The organism is Cedecea sp. P7760, from assembly GCF_013386425.1.
GTDB lineage: Bacteria > Pseudomonadota > Gammaproteobacteria > Enterobacterales > Enterobacteriaceae > Cedecea > Cedecea selenatireducens.
On the sequence record NZ_JACARU010000013.1, the window covers coordinates 64,608 to 81,277 of the forward strand.

The window sequence follows — 16,670 nt, forward strand, 5'->3', positions numbered from 1 at the left end:
AAATAACGCTTAATCAAGGCAGGGAGTCCATTCGCCGCCACATTTTCGCCGCCACTTTTTGTGCTTCAGCAAAAACAGGTGCGCAGTCAAACATGAACTGTCGGTCCTCATACACCATCTCACCGTTAACCATCACGCTGTGGACATGGTTTGAGCCCATGCCAAAGGCAATATGCCCGGCGATGTTTTCTGCGATGAGCGGCGTTGGTGGCAGGTAATCGATAATCGTCAGGTCGGCCTTGTAGCCAGCCTCAATGCGGCCAAATTTGGCGTTGAAGTTGCGGCTGAGCAGGGCGTTACCGTTGCTGAGGGCACGGGCAAAACTGTCTGGCCAAAGAGGGCCGCCGGCATCGCGATGTTTGAAGAAGGCAAATTTCATCTCCTCAAACATATCTGAACCAATACCATCCGTACCCAATGCCAGATTCCGCCAGGCGCCAAGCTTTTGGTTGTAGCCCACATGGTTGTTCATATTAGAGCGTGCGTTGTGTACCAGGAAGCCATCACACTCATTGAGTAGCGCGATGTCGGCATCGGAAAGATAGAGGCCGTGCGCGACCAGCGTTTTACTGTTAAGCAGATCATATTCGGCCAGCCGTACCAGTAAATCTTTTCCGTAATGATGGTGACTATGGGACACGTCATAACGGTCTTCCGCCGCGTGAATATGTAACCCGCGGCCGGTTGCTTTTATGGCCTCACCAAGCATCGAAAGCCCCTCATTACTGAGGGTGAACGGGGCATGTGCGCCAATATGTGCTTCGACCAGATAGGGCTCAAGTCCTGCCTCACGCGCCCGGTCAATCTCACATGCAAAACGCATGTTCTCCTCCACGCCTGCCTGCAGCTCTTGCGAGCCGCCGTTGCGGTCAGTGGTTTCAAAACAGGTCATGCCGCGTAATCCTGTCTTCAGAAAGGCATTGCGCAGTTGGCTGAGAGATCCGGCGATATAGTCAGGTGATGCATGATGGTCTATTACCGCCGTGCAGCCACTGCGAATTGCTTCGAGGGCGCAAATCAGCCCGCTGTAGTATAGCGACTCCTCATCTAACGCACGGTCCAGCCGCCACCACAGGTTTTTCAGCGTCGAGATAAAGTCCGGGCTGGGGGCAATATTTGCCTGAATACCACGCGATAATCCTGAATAGAAGTGGTTATGGGAACAGACCATTCCCGGCATCACTAAGCGACCATGCATGTCTTTAATATTGGCCTGTGGAAATGTACTCCTGAGGTTGCTCCCTACGGCGATAATTTCATCGTTTTCGATGGCGATGTCGATATTCTCACGCACCATCGCCGGATAAATCTGTGCAGCTGTGGCGTTTTTCAGAATTAAGATACTCATGCTTCAACGACTCCCAGCAGGTAATGATGGTGACGGTGGATGTGGCTGATGATGCGGCACATATCATCCAACTGAGGCGGTATCCTGGTAAACTGCCCTCGTTCATCAAGAGTTAACAGCCAGGTCCGTTCCTCCTGGCGGATATGTACGCGGTTGCCTTCAACCAGGAACCCCGGATTGCTGCTGTTGTTGAAGTCCTGAGGCAGGCTAAAGACGGTAATTTTGTCTTTGTATGGCTTGCCTTGCCACGGACAGAACTGAGCGCAGTTGCCGCATTCGTTGCAGTAAGCATCGAGGTGTAGAGTTTGATACCTGTTCTGGAAGCCGGGTACGGCAATAGAAACATTGGCGCGGTTCGGGCAAACGTCGACACATTTGCTGCACACATAATTACATTCCAGGCAGCGTGCAGCCTCCTGGGCGGCAAAGGCATCGCGGTCGTCTTTATCCGCCTGCGCCACGACGATGGTGCCTTTGCGACGATAGACTTCCGCAGGATCGACGTTATTCCAGCGCTTTTCACCGTGATGGCTGCGAATGTTCTCCCGGGCCAGAATGGTGTCGGTGGCGCGACGAGCATTGCCGATGGCGGAAACAATGGAGGAAGGGCCGCGCTGGACGTCGCCAATCAGGAATACGCCAGAATGACGAGTTTCACCGTCGGCGTTAACTTCTGGCCAGCCGTGTTCATCCAGCGGAATGCCCATCGCAGCCAGCGCTTCGCCGTCCTGCTGTTCGCCTATGGCAGTAATCAACGTGTCGACCTGCAGGGTACAGGTTTCTTCGGTTTCAACCGGGCGACGGCGACCTTTGTCGTCCATTTCACCCAAAGCCATAATGCGCACGGTCAGCGTGCCGTCGGCGTCGAACTGTTCCGGGCTATTGAGGAACCGGAACGCTACGCCATCATGTACCGCTTCTTCGTACTCTTCGCGCCACGCGGGCATCTCTTGCTGAGAGCGGCGGTAAATCACGGTCGCTTTTTCTACGCCGGGTACGCGGAGCGCAGCACGGGCACAGTCCATCGCGGTATTCCCGGCGCCAACGACAGCGACATGTTTGCCGAGATGGAGGTTATCTCCACGGTTAAATTCACGCAGGAACTGAAGCGACTTATGCACGTTCTGGTTATCGCCGTGTAGCTTCACGCCGCTGTTTTTATCGGTTCCTGTGCCGATCAGTACGTAGCGGAACCCCTGTTGTTGAAGCTTTTCGACACTCAGCTGTGGGTCGCATCCGTAAACGATGTTAACGCCGTGGTTCACAACAAAATCAATATCCTGCTGGATTAGTTCGCCGGGAATACGGAATTGCGGAATGATATTACGTACTACGCCACCGGCATTAGTTTCCCTCTCAAATAACGTGACACTGTAACCTGAGCGGGCGAGGAAGTACCCCGCGGCCAGCCCAGCCGGGCCCGCCCCAATCACCGCCACCGGGTGCCGCATCCCGGAGCCCGCAGGTTTATGCCAGCGCTGCCGGTATTCATTCCAGCCTTTTTCGAGGGCGATTTTTTTCATCTCGCGGATGTTCAGTGCGCTATCGTAATCCAGGCGGGTACAGTTGTACTGGCACTGGTGATCGCAAATATGGCCGGTGATCGCCGGCAGCGCGTTACGCTGGTAGATAAGCTCCAGGGCATCGGCATAACGCTGTTCACCCATCAGCCGAATGTATTCCGGAATGTCCTGCTTGATGGCGCAGGCGGTAACGCAGGGGGCGACATAACAGTCGGTCACCGGTAATTTTTCGCCCACGTCAATGCGGTCGTCCGGTTTCCACTGTTTCTGGGTATACGCCATGCTAACGGCTTTCTCTGCCAGCGCATTCAGTCGGACAACATCAACCTGCGTCATATCCCAGCCATCGGACTGCTCCAGCTCACGCAGGCACTCGCTCAGGCGCAGATAACCGCCCGGTTTAAGCAGATCCGTTGCCATTGTGATGGGGCGAATACCGGTTTCGAAAATTTCGCGGATATTAAGCTGGCTTGCCCCCCCGGAATAGGAAATAGGCAGTTTGCCGTCAAATTCGCGGGAAAGCAGGGCAGCGACGTTGATAGAGAGTGGGAACAGGGCTCGCCCGGACATATACATTTCATCGCCCGGCAGCGCGCCTTTGTTATTCACCGTGCCCAGCGTGTTGGTCAGCTTCACGCCGAAGCCAAGGTTCTTCGTTTTCGCTAACTGCATCAGGCGTTGCAGCATCTCCAGCGCCTGGCCAATTTTCAGGTCATGATCAAACGATTCTTCATTAAGGCCAATGTAATCAAAGCCGCAGCTATCGAGGATTTCACGCACACGTGGATAGCCCAGCAGCGTTGGGTTGAGCTTCACAAAGGTATTAAGCTGTTTGTCTTCCAGCATATAGCGGCAAATCGCTTCGATTTCGTCCGGCGGGCAACCGTGCATTGTCGATAGCGTAACGCCATGAACCATATCTGCCGGGATACACTGGCTCAGCGTCTTTAGTTCAGGGTGCGGATAACGGGCGCAGAAGTCGGTATTGTGCAGCCAACGGTTGAGCGTTTCACGGTATTGCTCAAATTTTGGATGGCCGGCGGCGTTCATCATGTTATCGATAAACTGCTGCATCGCAGGTTGTTTAATGCCGTCCAGGTTGTAGCCGACGCTCATATTGAAAATAAACGATTTACCTTCTTTCACCGGCGTTAGCGGCAGCACTTTCTCCAGCAGATGCAGGATAAACCAGGCTTTCAGATATTCATCCCACGCCTTCAGAAGCGTGAATTCCGTCGACCATTCGGTGTTAAAGCATTCATCTTCCGCATCGATACAAGGTTTTTCCAGTTCCAGCCGGTCGAGGATTTGAACCGTTTTCAGCTCAATAAACCTCCCGCCGGTCAGCCAGGCGGTAATAATATTTTGCGCCAGCTGAGTGTGCGGCCCGGCAGCCGGGCCAACAGGGGTTACGCACGTCTCGCCAAAAACACTCAGGCGCTGTTGGCTGGCGGGGGAATAAAACTGCTGTTCTGGAATACCGAAGATAGACCGGTGATTGTGGTATTCATCAAAAATGCGCGTCAATAAATCCTCAAACGGAACGGGGCGCATGATATCTCCCATAATCCTCTCCTTAGGCTGACCTGTTAAATCGAATAAGCCGGAGAACCGGCGGTTAGGGAGAGGAGTAGCAACAATCACACCAGGTATTTTTTATATGATTGAGACGGCAAAATATTGTGAGTGAGATCTAATGTTGTTTGGGGTTTGTGAACCAGAGCGGGGCGCGGAAATACGAATTAAAATCACTTAATAAAATCTTTTTCCCCTGTTTATCAAAAACAATATTTACCTATCAATATGATAATTTCACTGACGGTTGGGGGGCTTTTGATAATGCTGCAGGCGGCTGAAGTCTTCTGGTGTGTCGACATCAAAAATAATTTCAGGATAATCCAGCGCTATAATTTTATGCTTGTTAGTCAGCAGGGCGCAGCGAACTGACTGCCCGCTATAGTGTTGTAAACATTTCTGCAAAACATCACGTTTCGACAGAATTGGGTGGCCCGGCGTCCCCTGATACTGAGGCAGTAATGCGCCATTAATTCGTTGTTCCCACAGTGAGTTGAATACATCCCAATGCAGGCAGGGTAAATCTCCGTGACTAATAAAACAATAATCTGCCGCGGCCTTATTTACGCCCGCGGACACCGATGAAAAAAGCCCTTGTTGATAATCTGGATTATGAACAAGGGTAATGCCGGGTTGTCGAAAATATCGAGCTTCAAGCTCTTCATGGCGATGACCTGTCACCAGAATGATATGCGAACAAAATTGCTGCGCATTTTTAATGCTTGCGTCAAGTATTGTGCCACTGTGCCAGGGTAACATCATTTTCCATTGGCCCATGCGTGAAGAAAGGCCTGCAGCAGGAATAATACAGTCGACTTGTTTCATATCCCCTTCAACATTATGGAGTCGTCAAAACACAATGGAAAATATACCTCATGCAGGCGTACTTTTTTTTGATTTAAACGTCACCGTCGGCCCGTTGCTAATTTCTGCCGTTGGGGCGGGAGGGAAAACCAGTACTTTATTATGGCTGGCGAGGGTATTGCAGCAGGCAGGGCGACGAGTTCTGCTAACAACCACCACTCATATGTTCCTGCCGCGGCACCTGCCGGTTACCTTCTGTCGCGATCCCCTGGCTTTACCCGCAGAGGTATGGCAAAGCCCTCTGCAAGCTTGTTTTTCAGCCTGGTTACCGAACGTGGGCAAGGTCAAAGGTTTTACGCCCGCGCAGCTTGATGCCTTGCTGGCTGCAGGTAATGTTGACGTTGTGCTGGTAGAAGCGGACGGTGCTCACGGTTTTGCCATAAAAGCGCCAAATGAGCATGAACCTTGCATCCCATTATCCTGTTGTTGCGTAGTTGCTATCACGGGCGCTGGTATGCTTGGAAAAGCCCTTGGGCCAGCGACAGTGCATCGCTGGCCCTTTTTTTCCCGCATAACCGGTTCCTCCGAGGGTGACAGGCTGAATTGGCCTATGCTGCATCGCCTGATTCAACATCCACAGGGCGCGTTCAAAGGAACACCGCCGGGTTGTCGACGCATCTGGCTGCTTAACCAACTTTCTCAAAATGAGAATTTACAGGAAGGTGATCTGTTGACAGGCGGTGCGGTAGACGTGATATGGGCCGGGTCGGTACAGGAGAACCAGGCCATTACGCGCAGACGAGTGAGAAAGTGACTCCATTTCGGGGTAATGAAAGGATATCCATTTGAGGTTGTTATGAATATTTTCTCAGAAGCTGCAAGACTGGAAGAACAAAACCGTCCCTTTGCTTTGGCTCAGATTGTCGATAGCAGAGGCTCCACGCCACGGCATTCCGCTCAAATGCTGATCCTCGATGATGGCAGTATCCTGGGAACTATCGGAGGCGGCATGGTGGAGCGCAGGGTCATTGATGAAGCGCTTGAAGCAATAAATGAAAAAGCTTCGAGAATGTTTCATGGCCGTATGGTGAGAAACGGCAACGACGCCGTGGGCTCTGACTGCGGCGGTGCGATGTCGGTATATATCAGCGTTCACGGCCTGCGCCCGCGGCTGGTACTTATTGGCGCAGGGCACGTTAACCGTGCAGTCGCCCAAAGTGCCGCACTGCTGGGATTTGAAATCTCAGTGGCGGATATCTATCCGGAAAGTCTTAACCCCGCATTTTTTCCGCCGCTAACGCAGCTACTGCATGCGGACACCTTCAGTGCTGCGGTCGAAAAACTGGCAATTCGCCCCGATAATTTTGTGCTGATTGCCACCAATAATAAAGATCGTGAAGCCTTAGACCGGCTTATAGCGCTGCCAGGTGCCTGGCTGGGGCTGCTGGCGAGCCAACGTAAGGTGCAGGTCTTTTTGCGCCAGCTGCGTGAAAACGGCGTGGCGGAAGAGAAAATTGCCCGATTACATGCCCCGGTGGGCTATAACATTGGCGCAGAAACGCCGAATGAGATTGCCATAAGCGTGCTGGCCGAGATTTTACAGTTTAAAAACAAGGCTCCAGGCGGGCTGATGATGAGCACGGAAATACCGTCCCGGCCGCTGCGGGTTGCGATCCGTGGCGCTGGCGATATCGCCACCGGTGTGGCGCTGCGACTATGGCACGCGGGCTTTAAGGTCATCATGCTGGAAGTTGAAAAACCCACGGTTATCCGCCGTACCGTTGCGTTTGCTCAGGCGGTATTTGACGGTGAAATGACGGTTGAAGGGGTAAAAGCGAAACGTGTCTCCACGGCGCAGGAAGCGCTGCGGCTTGCGGATAATGGCGAGATTCCGGTGCTTGTCGACCCGCTATGCGAATCCCTTCAGGAACTGCAGCCAGGCTGTGTGGTGGATGCTATCCTGGCGAAAGAAAACCTGGGCACGCACCGGGAACTGGCGCCGGCGGTTATCGCGCTTGGTCCTGGCTTTAACGCCGGGCAGGACTGCCACGCAGTGATTGAAACGAATCGCGGTCACTGGCTGGGGAAGGTCATATATGAGGGCCGGTCGCAGGAAAATACTGGCGTACCGGGGAATATCATGGGGCACACCTCAAGGCGGGTGATTCGCTCGCCGGGTGCGGGCGTAATGTGTTCCCGAGTGCAGCTGGGGGATATTGTCAGTGAAGGTGAGGTGATTGCTACCGTAGGCGATGTAGAGATCCTGGCACCGTTAAGCGGCATGGTTCGAGGCTTATTGAACGACGGGCTGGTGGTGGATACCGGTTTTAAGATCAGTGATATCGATCCTCGGGGCGAGAAAGCGGATTACACCAGCGTGTCGGATAAAGCCCGTGCAATAGGCGGTGGGGTGCTTGAGGCATTGATGACCTTAATGAATCAAAACGTGAAGAAGAATAAAACGTTACTGACGATGGCCTGATCTCGCTTTGTTAATTTGGCCGACACGATGTGTAATGTGTGGGCCAGATTAGTTAACCTACCCCTGAATGACGGTCCCTGTTTTACCCTCAATACCTTCTTTTGCTTTGCTCAATACGGTGATCAGCGCTTTGCGACCAGGGCGTGAACGGGCAAAAGAAGCGGCGGCCTCCACCTTCGGCAACATTGAACCTTTGGCGAAATGGCCTGCAGCAATAAATCGCTCGGCATCGCTCAGCGACAAATTATCCAGCCACTGTTCGTTTGGCTTACCGAAGTTGATGGCCACTTTTTCCACCGCCGTAAGGATTATCAGCATATCTGCGTCAATCATCGCCGCCAGCCTGGCACTGGCCCAGTCTTTGTCGATAACCGCGCTAGCGCCCCGCAGATGGTTACCTTCGCGGATCACCGGGATCCCGCCGCCGCCGGCGGTGATCACTACGTGGCAGGCATCCATCATCGCTTTAACCGTTTCTTTTTCAATGATATCAATCGGTTTTGGCGAGGCGACGACCCGGCGGTAGCCACGTCCGGCATCTTCTTTCAGCACATACCCCTTAAGGGAAAGCTGCTCGGCCTCTTCCTTGTTGAAAAACGAACCGATAGGTTTGGTTGGATTATTGAACGCGGGATCGTTGGCGTCCACTTCCACCTGAGTAATCAGCGTCGCCACGGGAATATGCATATTGCGAGACAGTAACTCTTCACGCAGAGCGTTTTGGAGATCGTAACCAATGTAACCCTGGCTGAGTGCCACACAGACCGACATCGGCAGCATTGGCGTATGTGCATCGGTTTTGGCGGCAGCTTCGAAGGCCAGGTTAATCATCCCTACCTGCGGCCCATTGCCGTGGGTGACGACGACCTGATGGCCTTGAGCAATCAGGTCGACGATAGCTTGCGATGTTTGTTTTACGGCCTGCATTTGCCCGGCCAGATCCTCGCCTAAGGCGTTGCCGCCGAGGGCGAGCACAATTCTTTTACTCATGGATTCCTCACTTTAGGATGCATTGCCGCGCATTGGTAAATGGGCGGCGGAAAAGGGGGCTCGGCGGATAAAACGCCCCTGACCTGCGATGCCGGTGAAGCTGCCGTTATTAAAAATTATCCGACCGTGAGACAAAGTCTGGCGAATAGAGCCCTGACAGACAAAGCCTTCCCACGGTGAATAATCTGCGTTGTCGTGCAGCATTTCGTGGCGAATGGTCGTGGTTCGACGCGGATCGATAATCACCACATCGCCATCGGCTCCGGGAGCAAGTCGACCTTTTTGCGGCCACAGGCCAAAGAGTTTTGCCGGGTTAGCGCTGGTGAGCGAGACAAAATGCTCAGGCGTTATTCGCCCGGTCATCACGCCGTGCGAAAACAGCAGCAGCAGGCGGTTTTCTACGCCCGGCAGGCCATTCGGACAGCGGCTAAAATCACCGCCGGAAAGATGCAGCCGCTGCGCCATAGAAAACGCACAGTGGTCGGTCGCCAGCACGTCAATTTGACCGTCGGCAATGCCGCACCACAGCGCATCGTTATTGCTGGCATTACGCAGTGGTGGGCTGAGCAGATACTTCAACGCATCTTCACGTTCGTAGCAGCGGTCATCCAGCAGGAGGTACTGCGGGCAGGTTTCGACCCACACCGGCTGGTGGCGCGAACGGGCAAGACGCAGATATTCCAGCCCCAGACCGTTAGAGAGATGCACGATATACAGCGGTGCATTACCCGCGAGCTGGGCGAGATTGATCATGCGGGCAATGGCTTCCGCTTCACATTCTAACGGACGGCTAAGAGCGTGATAGCGGGGGGCGGTGTTACCTGCTGCTAAAAACTCAGCGCGTTTGCGGGCTATTGCGGCATCATTTTCAGGGTGAACGGTGGCCAGAGCTCCGGCGCGATGCAGATGCCGCAACGCCTGGAGTACTTCATCATCGTTGAGTTTGTACTGGTAGGTGAGATAGAGCTTAAAGCTGCTGATCCCCGCTTCAACCATCATTGGAATTTCATCGAGGATGGCGTGGTTAATATGCTGAATCACACCGTGAAAGCTGTAATCGATAACCGCTTTGTAGGCTGCGTAACCATGGTAGGTTTCAAGCTGATGGCGCAACCTGCAGCCCACCGGACCAAAGCCCATATGATCAACAATAGTGGTCGTGCCACCGCAGGCCGCTGCGCGAGTGCCGGTAAAGAAGTCGTCGCAGCTGCGGGCCAGCCCGGTATCAATATTGAAGTGAGTGTGAACATCAACGCCGCCGGGCATCACATAACATCCGCTGGCATCGATAATTTCGCAGGGCTGCTCCACGGTGATTTCGTCTATATCATCGGCAAGCTGGCTGACCAGGCCATTCTCAATCAGGAGGTCCTGTTTTGCCTGGCCGTCAGCGTTGACCACAATGCCGTTTTTAATCAATACGCGCATAGAGAACTCCAGACTCCCGCCGCGAACGACGGGAGGAATGACGGGGCAGAGCTACTCGGTTGCCAGCCAGCTCAGAGGGATGGAGGCATACATCGCAGCACAGGTCACCAGATGTGATTTCCAGGTTTTTTCATTTGGCGCATGGGCTTCAGGCTCTTTGCCAGGGCCAAAACCGATGACCGGAATACCGTGGCGGCCCATGATAGACACGCCGTTGGTGGAGAATGTCCATTTATCAACCACCGGCGCTTTGCCGAACAGACCTTCGTAGGCATTGCTCAACGCCCGGACGGTGAAGTGGTTTTCTTCGACTTTCCAGGTTGGGAAGTAGCATTCGGTTGGGTACACAAGGCCAGTCCATGACGGGCGATCGTAGTGATACATCGACACGGCTGCCCCCGCGTTTTGTACCGCCGGCAGGGCGCGTATTTCTTCCAGCGCCCCTTCCCATGTTTCCCCCCATGTCAGACGACGGTCGATAGACACCGCACAGCTGTCAGCCACCGCACAACGACTTGGGGAGGTAAAGAAAATTTCGGAAACGGTCAGGGTACCTTTGCCGAGGAACTCGTCATTACCCAGATTCTGTGAAAGCCCCTGCAACTCGTTAAGGATTGGGCCCATTTTGAAAATGGCATTATCACCGCGTTCTGGCGCAGAGCCGTGGCAGCTGACGCCCTGGACATCGACGCGAATTTCCATACGCCCGCGATGCCCGCGATAGATTTGACAGTCGGTTGGCTCGGTACTGACGACAAATTCCGGGCGGATACCGGACTGTTCAATGATGTACTGCCAGCACAGGCCGTCGCAGTCTTCTTCCTGCACCGTGCCGGTAACCAGCAGTGTATATTCGTCTTCCAGACCGAGATCTTTGATGATTTTCCCGGCATAAACCATCGATGCCATTCCGCCTTCCTGGTCAGACGCGCCGCGACCTCCAATCAGCTCATCGGTTTCCATCCCCTGATACGGATCAAAGCTCCAGTTTTTGACGTTGCCGATACCTACGGTATCAATATGCGCATCCATTGCCACCAGGCGCGGGCCGTGACCGATATAGCCCAGCACGTTGCCCATTGGGTCAATTTCTACTTTGTCGAAGCCGACTTTCTCCATCTCTTCTTTTATACGGTGAACGACGCGTTTTTCGTCGCTGCTTTCGCTCGGAATGGCAATCATATCGCGCAGGAAACGGGTCATGTCCTGCTGGTAGTGGTTTGCTTTTTCAAGAATCAATTTAAACGGAATATGCTTAGCCATGAATATGTTCTCCAGTTCTGAATTTGTTGTGCATTACAGTGCGGCCGGGTACTTACCCGCCCAGACGACTTCCCGATAGTGTTTCACGTCGGTGTCGCCTTCGGTGCTGATAACCAGCACGACGGAGTCGCTGCCCAGCTGCAGCTTGTTCATGAGCGCTTCGCGCTGAGGGTGGTAGTGGATAGCAGTCAATGTGCCCAGGCCGACTGCGCCGGATTCACCGGAAATAACGCGAGGATCCTGGCCGAGCGGGTTACCCAGCACACGCATTCCCAGAGCGGCGACCGAGTCCTGACAGGAGATAAATTGTGTAGAGCAGTTGCGCAGCAGTTCCCAGCCGAGCGGATTTGGTTCACCGCAGGCCAGACCGGCCATAATGGTGGCCATATCACCACCGACGTTAACGATCTGACCTTTAATGCCGGAACGATAGATACAGTCAGCCTGTGCCGGCTCGACAATCACCGAATGCAGGTTGCGGGCGCCGTATACATCAGCCAGATAGCCCAGCACGCCGCCGGCCATAGCACCAACGCCTGCCTGTAAGAACACGTGAGTAGGGTGGGGAATGCCCATTGCAGCCATTTGTTCGACGGCCTCATCGGCTAACGTGGCGTAACCCTGCATAATCCAGGTTGGAATTTTGGTGTAGCCATCCCAGGCCGTGTCCTGCACGACTTCCCAGCCGTTTTTCTGCGCGGTTTGCAGGGTGAAACGTACGGTATCGTCGTAGTTCATGTCGGTGACGATGCACTCGGCACCCAGACGCACAATGGCGTCAACGCGTTCTTGTGCCGAGCCTTTAGGCATATACACCACCGCGTTTTGCCCAAGCTGTTTGGCGGCCCATGCAACGCCACGTCCGTGGTTGCCATCGGTGGTAGTGGCAAAGGTCATCTTTTCGGTAATGCGCGTTTTAAGATCTTCGAGCGACAGATCATCGATATTCAGCTGATACTTTTCGCACAGCAGCCGGGCGATAGCATAGGAGCCTCCAAGCATCTTGAAAGCGTTGAGGCCAAAGCGCTGTGACTCATCTTTAACCAGGATTTTTCGCACGCCAAACAGCGCGGCCAATTCGTTCAGTGCATACAGCGGCGTCGGTTTATAACCCGCTATTTTTTGATGAAAATGCCGCGCCTGTTGTGCCTGTCCGCGGGAAAACAGCGGCGAGGTTTCACCTGTGAAAAACTGATTATCGGCGATATCCATTTTCAGTGAGAAAGCAGACATGTTCTGTCCTTATTCGTCATGATGATGAAACTGTAGAGCTGGCCCGTAGGCCAGCCGGAGAGGTTATTTGATGCGCTTTTGCGCTTCGCTGAGCAGCTCTTCGAGCAGTTGTCCAGGTTGGGCATATTTACGGCAGAGGATCATGGCGGCGATGATGTAGGGCTTCCAGCTGGCTTCTTTGTAGGTTGCGATACGGTATTTTTCGAACACGGTATCGGCCACTTCACCTTCTTCACAGGAAACGCCGCTGATATCGGCAGGCAGGCAGTGCATATACAGCGCTTCACCGTCGCGCGTTTTTGCCATCATCTCTTCGGTGCAATGCCAGTCTTTGTGCTGCGCGTTTTGCGCCAGACAGGCTTTTTCCAGCGCTTTAAGGCCTTCATGGTCATTGGCACGTAGCAGTTCGGTACGCTGTTCCATCACCTGATAAGGCGCCCAGGACTTCGGATAGACGATATCCGCATCTTTAAAGGCTTCGGCCATATCGGTCACCTGACGGAAGCTTCCGCCGGAAGCTTTAGCATTGTTTTTAGCCACCTCAATCACATCCGGGATCAGGTCATAGCCTTCCGGATGCGCTAAGGTGACGTCCATCCCAAAACGAGTCATCAGGCCGATAATGCCCTGTGGTACAGAGAGTGGCTTGCCGTAGCTTGGTGAATACGCCCAGGTCATGGCGATTTTTTTGCCTTTGAGGTTTTCCAGCGAGCCGAAATGTTCACTGAGCCAGGCAAGGTCGGCCATGGATTGCGTAGGATGGTCGATATCACACTGCAGGTTAATCAGCGCAGGGCGTTGAGGCAGAACGCCCTGTTTGTGGCCATCGTCCAACGCTTCACCCACTTCACGCATATAGGCGTTACCGGCCCCCAGGAACATATCATCACGGATCCCAATGGCATCGGCGCAGAAGGAAATCATATTGGCGGTTTCACGCACCGTTTCACCGTGTGCAATCTGTGACTTGCCTTCGTCTAAATCCTGCTGTGCCAGCCCCAGCAGGTTCAACGCGGAGGCATAAGAGAAACGGGTGCGGGTTGAGTTATCCCGGAACACGGAAATTCCCAGACCGCTGTTAAACACTTTGGTGGCAATATTTTCGGCTCGCAGGGTCTTTAACGCCTCAGCCACGTCCAGTACCTGTTTCAGTTCGTCAGGAGACTGTTCCCACGTTAGCAGAAAGTCTTTCTCATGCAGGCTGGAATTAAGCTTGTTGATATCCTTAATCAGTTCGTTAACAGTTTTCATTTTTCAATCCTGGTAGTGAAGCAGCTTGTTAATTGTTGGTGGCGGTGTATTAAGGCCAGTGCTGTAATTCAACTAACAATAAACATGCCAACTGCTGATTAATTCGGTTTTGAACGTGAAAATGACGGAGTTATGAGAGGGGAGTCACGAAATCAAGACAATCGAATGAGGTTTTTTGTCGTAGGTTTAATGCCCGGAATCGTTATATATACATTTGCATACCGATTAAGGGGGGAGGGGATTACATGTCGGGCGAGAAATTTACATAATTGATAAAATAGCATCATCAATTATCATATTGATAATAAAGTGTGATGCGAATTCCATATTTCCTTTAAGTGTACAAAAGAGAGTCTGCCTGAATCAATTATTGCCTGGCGCTGAGGTAGTATCATCAAAAACCACACGTACGGTTGTTCACCCGGCATTGCTTTCAGTGAGTGATATTATGATACCTTCGAATACACCATCCATTTTGATGCAAATTCAGCCTACTATTCAACGCTTTGCCCGTATGCTCTCGAGCGTACTTCAACTTGAGGTTGAAATTGTCGACAATGCGCTGTGCCGGGTTGCCGGTACGGGAACTTATGGAAAGTTTCTTGGGCGAAAATTAAATACAGATTCGCGACTTCTTCGTTACATTATCGAAACAAAAAAGGAAAAGGTAGTCGCCCACTCACGCTTTGATCCACTGTGTAAAGGTTGTGAGAGTAAAGAAACCTGTAAAGAAAAAGCCTTCCTCGGTACTCCCATTATTTATCAAGAGCAGTGCGTAGGCGTGATTAGTCTGGTCGCATTAACGTGCGATCAGCAAGAAAGAATAAACGATAACATCACCGAGTTTTCCGATTACGTTCGTCACGTATCCTCTATATTTGTTTCGCGCTTACTTGAAGATCAAAGTGGCGGTGATAATATCCAAAAAATGTTTTTAACGATGATTGATAACATGGATCAGGGAGTATTGGTCGTCAGTCAGGAGCAAAATATCAAGTTCGTCAATCAAGCGGCGTTAAAAATACTTGGGGTGAGTCAGGACAGTATAATGGGTAAAGCGATTAATTTTCGCCCTCTGACTTTTGCTCAAAATTTTATTCGTGGTCATATGCAGCACGTTATTTCTATCGATGATAAAAAAGAACTGATCATTGGCCAGCTTCATGCTGTCCAGGATCAATGGCTGTTTCTCATGGCGTTTCATCAGTCACATACTTCAGCCGATATTTCGACGCCGCAGGAGGGGCCGCAGATTGAGCAAATGGTGGGAGAGTGCCGGCCAATGCGGCAGCTAAAAAAGTTAATTAGCCGTATAGCACCAAGCCCTACCAGCGTGATGATTGCAGGGGAAAGCGGTACCGGCAAAGAAGTTGTCGCCAGGGCGGTACATACGCTCAGCGACCGTAAAGATAAGCCGTTTATCGCTATTAACTGTGCTGCGATTCCAGAGCAGCTGCTGGAAAGTGAGCTTTTTGGCTACGTAAAAGGGGCGTTTACCGGCGCTTCGGCTAACGGCAAAATCGGGCTTATTCAGGCGGCAAATAACGGTACTTTATTTCTCGATGAAATTGGCGATATGCCGTTAACGCTCCAGGCGAAGCTGCTGCGCGCAATTGAATCTCGTGAAATTCAACCGGTGGGTGCCAGCCACCCCGTACCGGTGGATATTCGTATTATTTCGGCGACCAACCAAAACCTTAACCAATTTATCACCGACGGCAAGTTTCGCGAGGATCTTTACTATCGGCTGAACGTTATTCCGCTCCGGCTGCCGCCGCTGCGGGAGCGACAAGATGATATTGAGCTTCTGATTCATTATTTTCTTCATTTGCATACCCGACGACTTGAGCTGGTGTATCCCGGCGTTGCGCCTGAAGTGATAACGCTGCTGAAGCAGTATCGATGGCCGGGCAATATCCGCGAGCTGAGCAACTTGATGGAGTATTTGGTACATGTCGTGCCGTCTGGTGAAGTGATTGACGTGTCTTTGTTGCCACCAAATCTGATCAATAGCGGAAAATTGAATGAGCGCATTGAGCCGACAACGCCACTTGCCCGCGTCATGACCGCAAAAGAAGAAGAGGGCGTTACCGGGCTGGAGGAGATGGAGCGGCAGATGATTCGCGATGCCTTAACCCGGTATAGCAACAAAAAACAGGCGGCAGACGAACTAGGCATTGGGATTGCTACGCTGTACCGCAAGATAAAAAAATATGACCTTAGTATCGCATAGGTTCAAGAACATACGAGGAAGCTTAATAGCACAAGGCTCTACAGCTTCAGATAATGAGGGGGCGTTTTCTTGAACATGAGTTTGCATTCCATATGTGAATTCTGACGCATTGTGGTACTGCCAAAACATCAGAATTCACGTAGCGCAAGGATAATCCACTAATTCCTTTATAATCATGGCATTAACAGCAGCATATTGATTGGTTCTTCATCTTCTTTGCAATGCCGGCCACTTTTGAATAAAAAGTGTTAAGTGAATCACCGGTGTATCAGGCGGTGTGATGGAACAAAACCCGGAAGCTCCCAGCCACAGCCACGCCTGGCGCAGGTCTACCAAGGCAGGGTATTACTGCCGGTCGACATCGAAGTGTGTCCGCCGATCAACGATCTTCCATTGCGGTTCGAGGAAGAGAAGCTACAGCATAAGGTAAGGCCATAATGCCAGGAAGGAGATATGCATCGGATATGGACAGGACTGGTGCGTATTCAATTTAACATAATATACATTATGCGCACCAAGGATGTAGTAGCAAAGTTGTAA

At 52.2% G+C, this 16,670-nt stretch carries 11 protein-coding genes and 1 pseudogene; 4 read left to right on the top strand and 8 right to left on the bottom strand.

Annotated features, from left to right (window positions below; translation table 11 throughout):
* Positions 1-13: 13 nt before the first annotated feature.
* The 3 genes from ssnA to HX778_RS05390 form a co-directional block, all read right to left on the bottom strand.
* On the bottom strand, positions 14-1,342 hold the full coding sequence (ssnA, locus tag HX778_RS05380) for a putative aminohydrolase SsnA (RefSeq protein ID WP_162473301.1): 1,329 nt from the start codon (positions 1,340-1,342) through the stop codon (positions 14-16).
* Between the two features lie 2 nt (positions 1,343-1,344).
* The gene (gene ygfK, locus HX778_RS05385) at positions 1,345-4,437 is read right to left on the bottom strand and encodes a putative selenate reductase subunit YgfK (RefSeq protein WP_176981466.1); all 3,093 of its coding nucleotides are present in this window, start codon (positions 4,435-4,437) and stop codon (positions 1,345-1,347) included.
* 246 nt (positions 4,438-4,683) lie between these two features.
* Positions 4,684-5,271: an NTP transferase domain-containing protein gene (locus HX778_RS05390; protein ID WP_176981467.1), complete on the bottom strand. Its 588-nt coding sequence runs from the start codon at positions 5,269-5,271 to the stop codon at positions 4,684-4,686.
* A 34-nt stretch (positions 5,272-5,305) separates the two neighbouring features.
* Here HX778_RS05390 and yqeC point away from each other — a divergent pair, with 34 nt between their 5' ends.
* A complete protein-coding gene (gene yqeC / locus HX778_RS05395) occupies positions 5,306-6,064 on the top strand; it encodes a selenium cofactor biosynthesis protein YqeC (protein ID WP_176981468.1) in 759 nt (252 codons plus the stop codon).
* A 42-nt stretch (positions 6,065-6,106) separates the two neighbouring features.
* On the top strand, positions 6,107-7,732 hold the full coding sequence (gene yqeB, locus HX778_RS05400) for a selenium-dependent molybdenum cofactor biosynthesis protein YqeB (protein WP_176981469.1): 1,626 nt from the start codon (positions 6,107-6,109) through the stop codon (positions 7,730-7,732).
* 57 nt (positions 7,733-7,789) lie between these two features.
* On the opposite strand, the gene arcC is transcribed toward yqeB, so the two are convergent.
* From arcC to ygeW, 5 genes are all read right to left on the bottom strand, one after another.
* Positions 7,790-8,722, bottom strand: a complete 933-nt coding sequence (gene arcC, locus HX778_RS05405; RefSeq protein WP_176981470.1) for a carbamate kinase — start codon at positions 8,720-8,722, stop codon at positions 7,790-7,792.
* Between the two features lie 12 nt (positions 8,723-8,734).
* The gene (gene hydA / locus HX778_RS05410) at positions 8,735-10,150 is read right to left on the bottom strand and encodes a dihydropyrimidinase (RefSeq protein ID WP_176981471.1); all 1,416 of its coding nucleotides are present in this window, start codon (positions 10,148-10,150) and stop codon (positions 8,735-8,737) included.
* Positions 10,151-10,201: 51 nt separating this feature from the next.
* On the bottom strand, positions 10,202-11,413 hold the full coding sequence (locus HX778_RS05415; protein WP_038472377.1) for a YgeY family selenium metabolism-linked hydrolase: 1,212 nt from the start codon (positions 11,411-11,413) through the stop codon (positions 10,202-10,204).
* A 33-nt stretch (positions 11,414-11,446) separates the two neighbouring features.
* Positions 11,447-12,646, bottom strand: coding sequence for a diaminopropionate ammonia-lyase (dpaL, locus tag HX778_RS05420; protein WP_176981472.1), 1,200 nt, complete (start codon positions 12,644-12,646; stop codon positions 11,447-11,449).
* A gap of 63 nt (positions 12,647-12,709) precedes the next feature.
* The gene (gene ygeW / locus HX778_RS05425; RefSeq protein ID WP_038472373.1) at positions 12,710-13,897 is read right to left on the bottom strand and encodes a knotted carbamoyltransferase YgeW; all 1,188 of its coding nucleotides are present in this window, start codon (positions 13,895-13,897) and stop codon (positions 12,710-12,712) included.
* Positions 13,898-14,345: 448 nt separating this feature from the next.
* Here ygeW and HX778_RS05430 point away from each other — a divergent pair, with 448 nt between their 5' ends.
* Together HX778_RS05430 and HX778_RS25285 are read left to right on the top strand one after the other, a co-directional pair.
* Entirely contained in the window at positions 14,346-16,130 is a 1,785-nt protein-coding gene (locus HX778_RS05430; RefSeq protein ID WP_176981475.1) for a sigma-54-dependent Fis family transcriptional regulator, read from the top strand.
* Between the two features lie 265 nt (positions 16,131-16,395).
* Positions 16,396-16,523 (top strand): annotated as a pseudogene (locus HX778_RS25285) (carbohydrate porin); the annotation flags it as partial.
* Between the last annotated feature and the right edge of the window lie 147 nt (positions 16,524-16,670).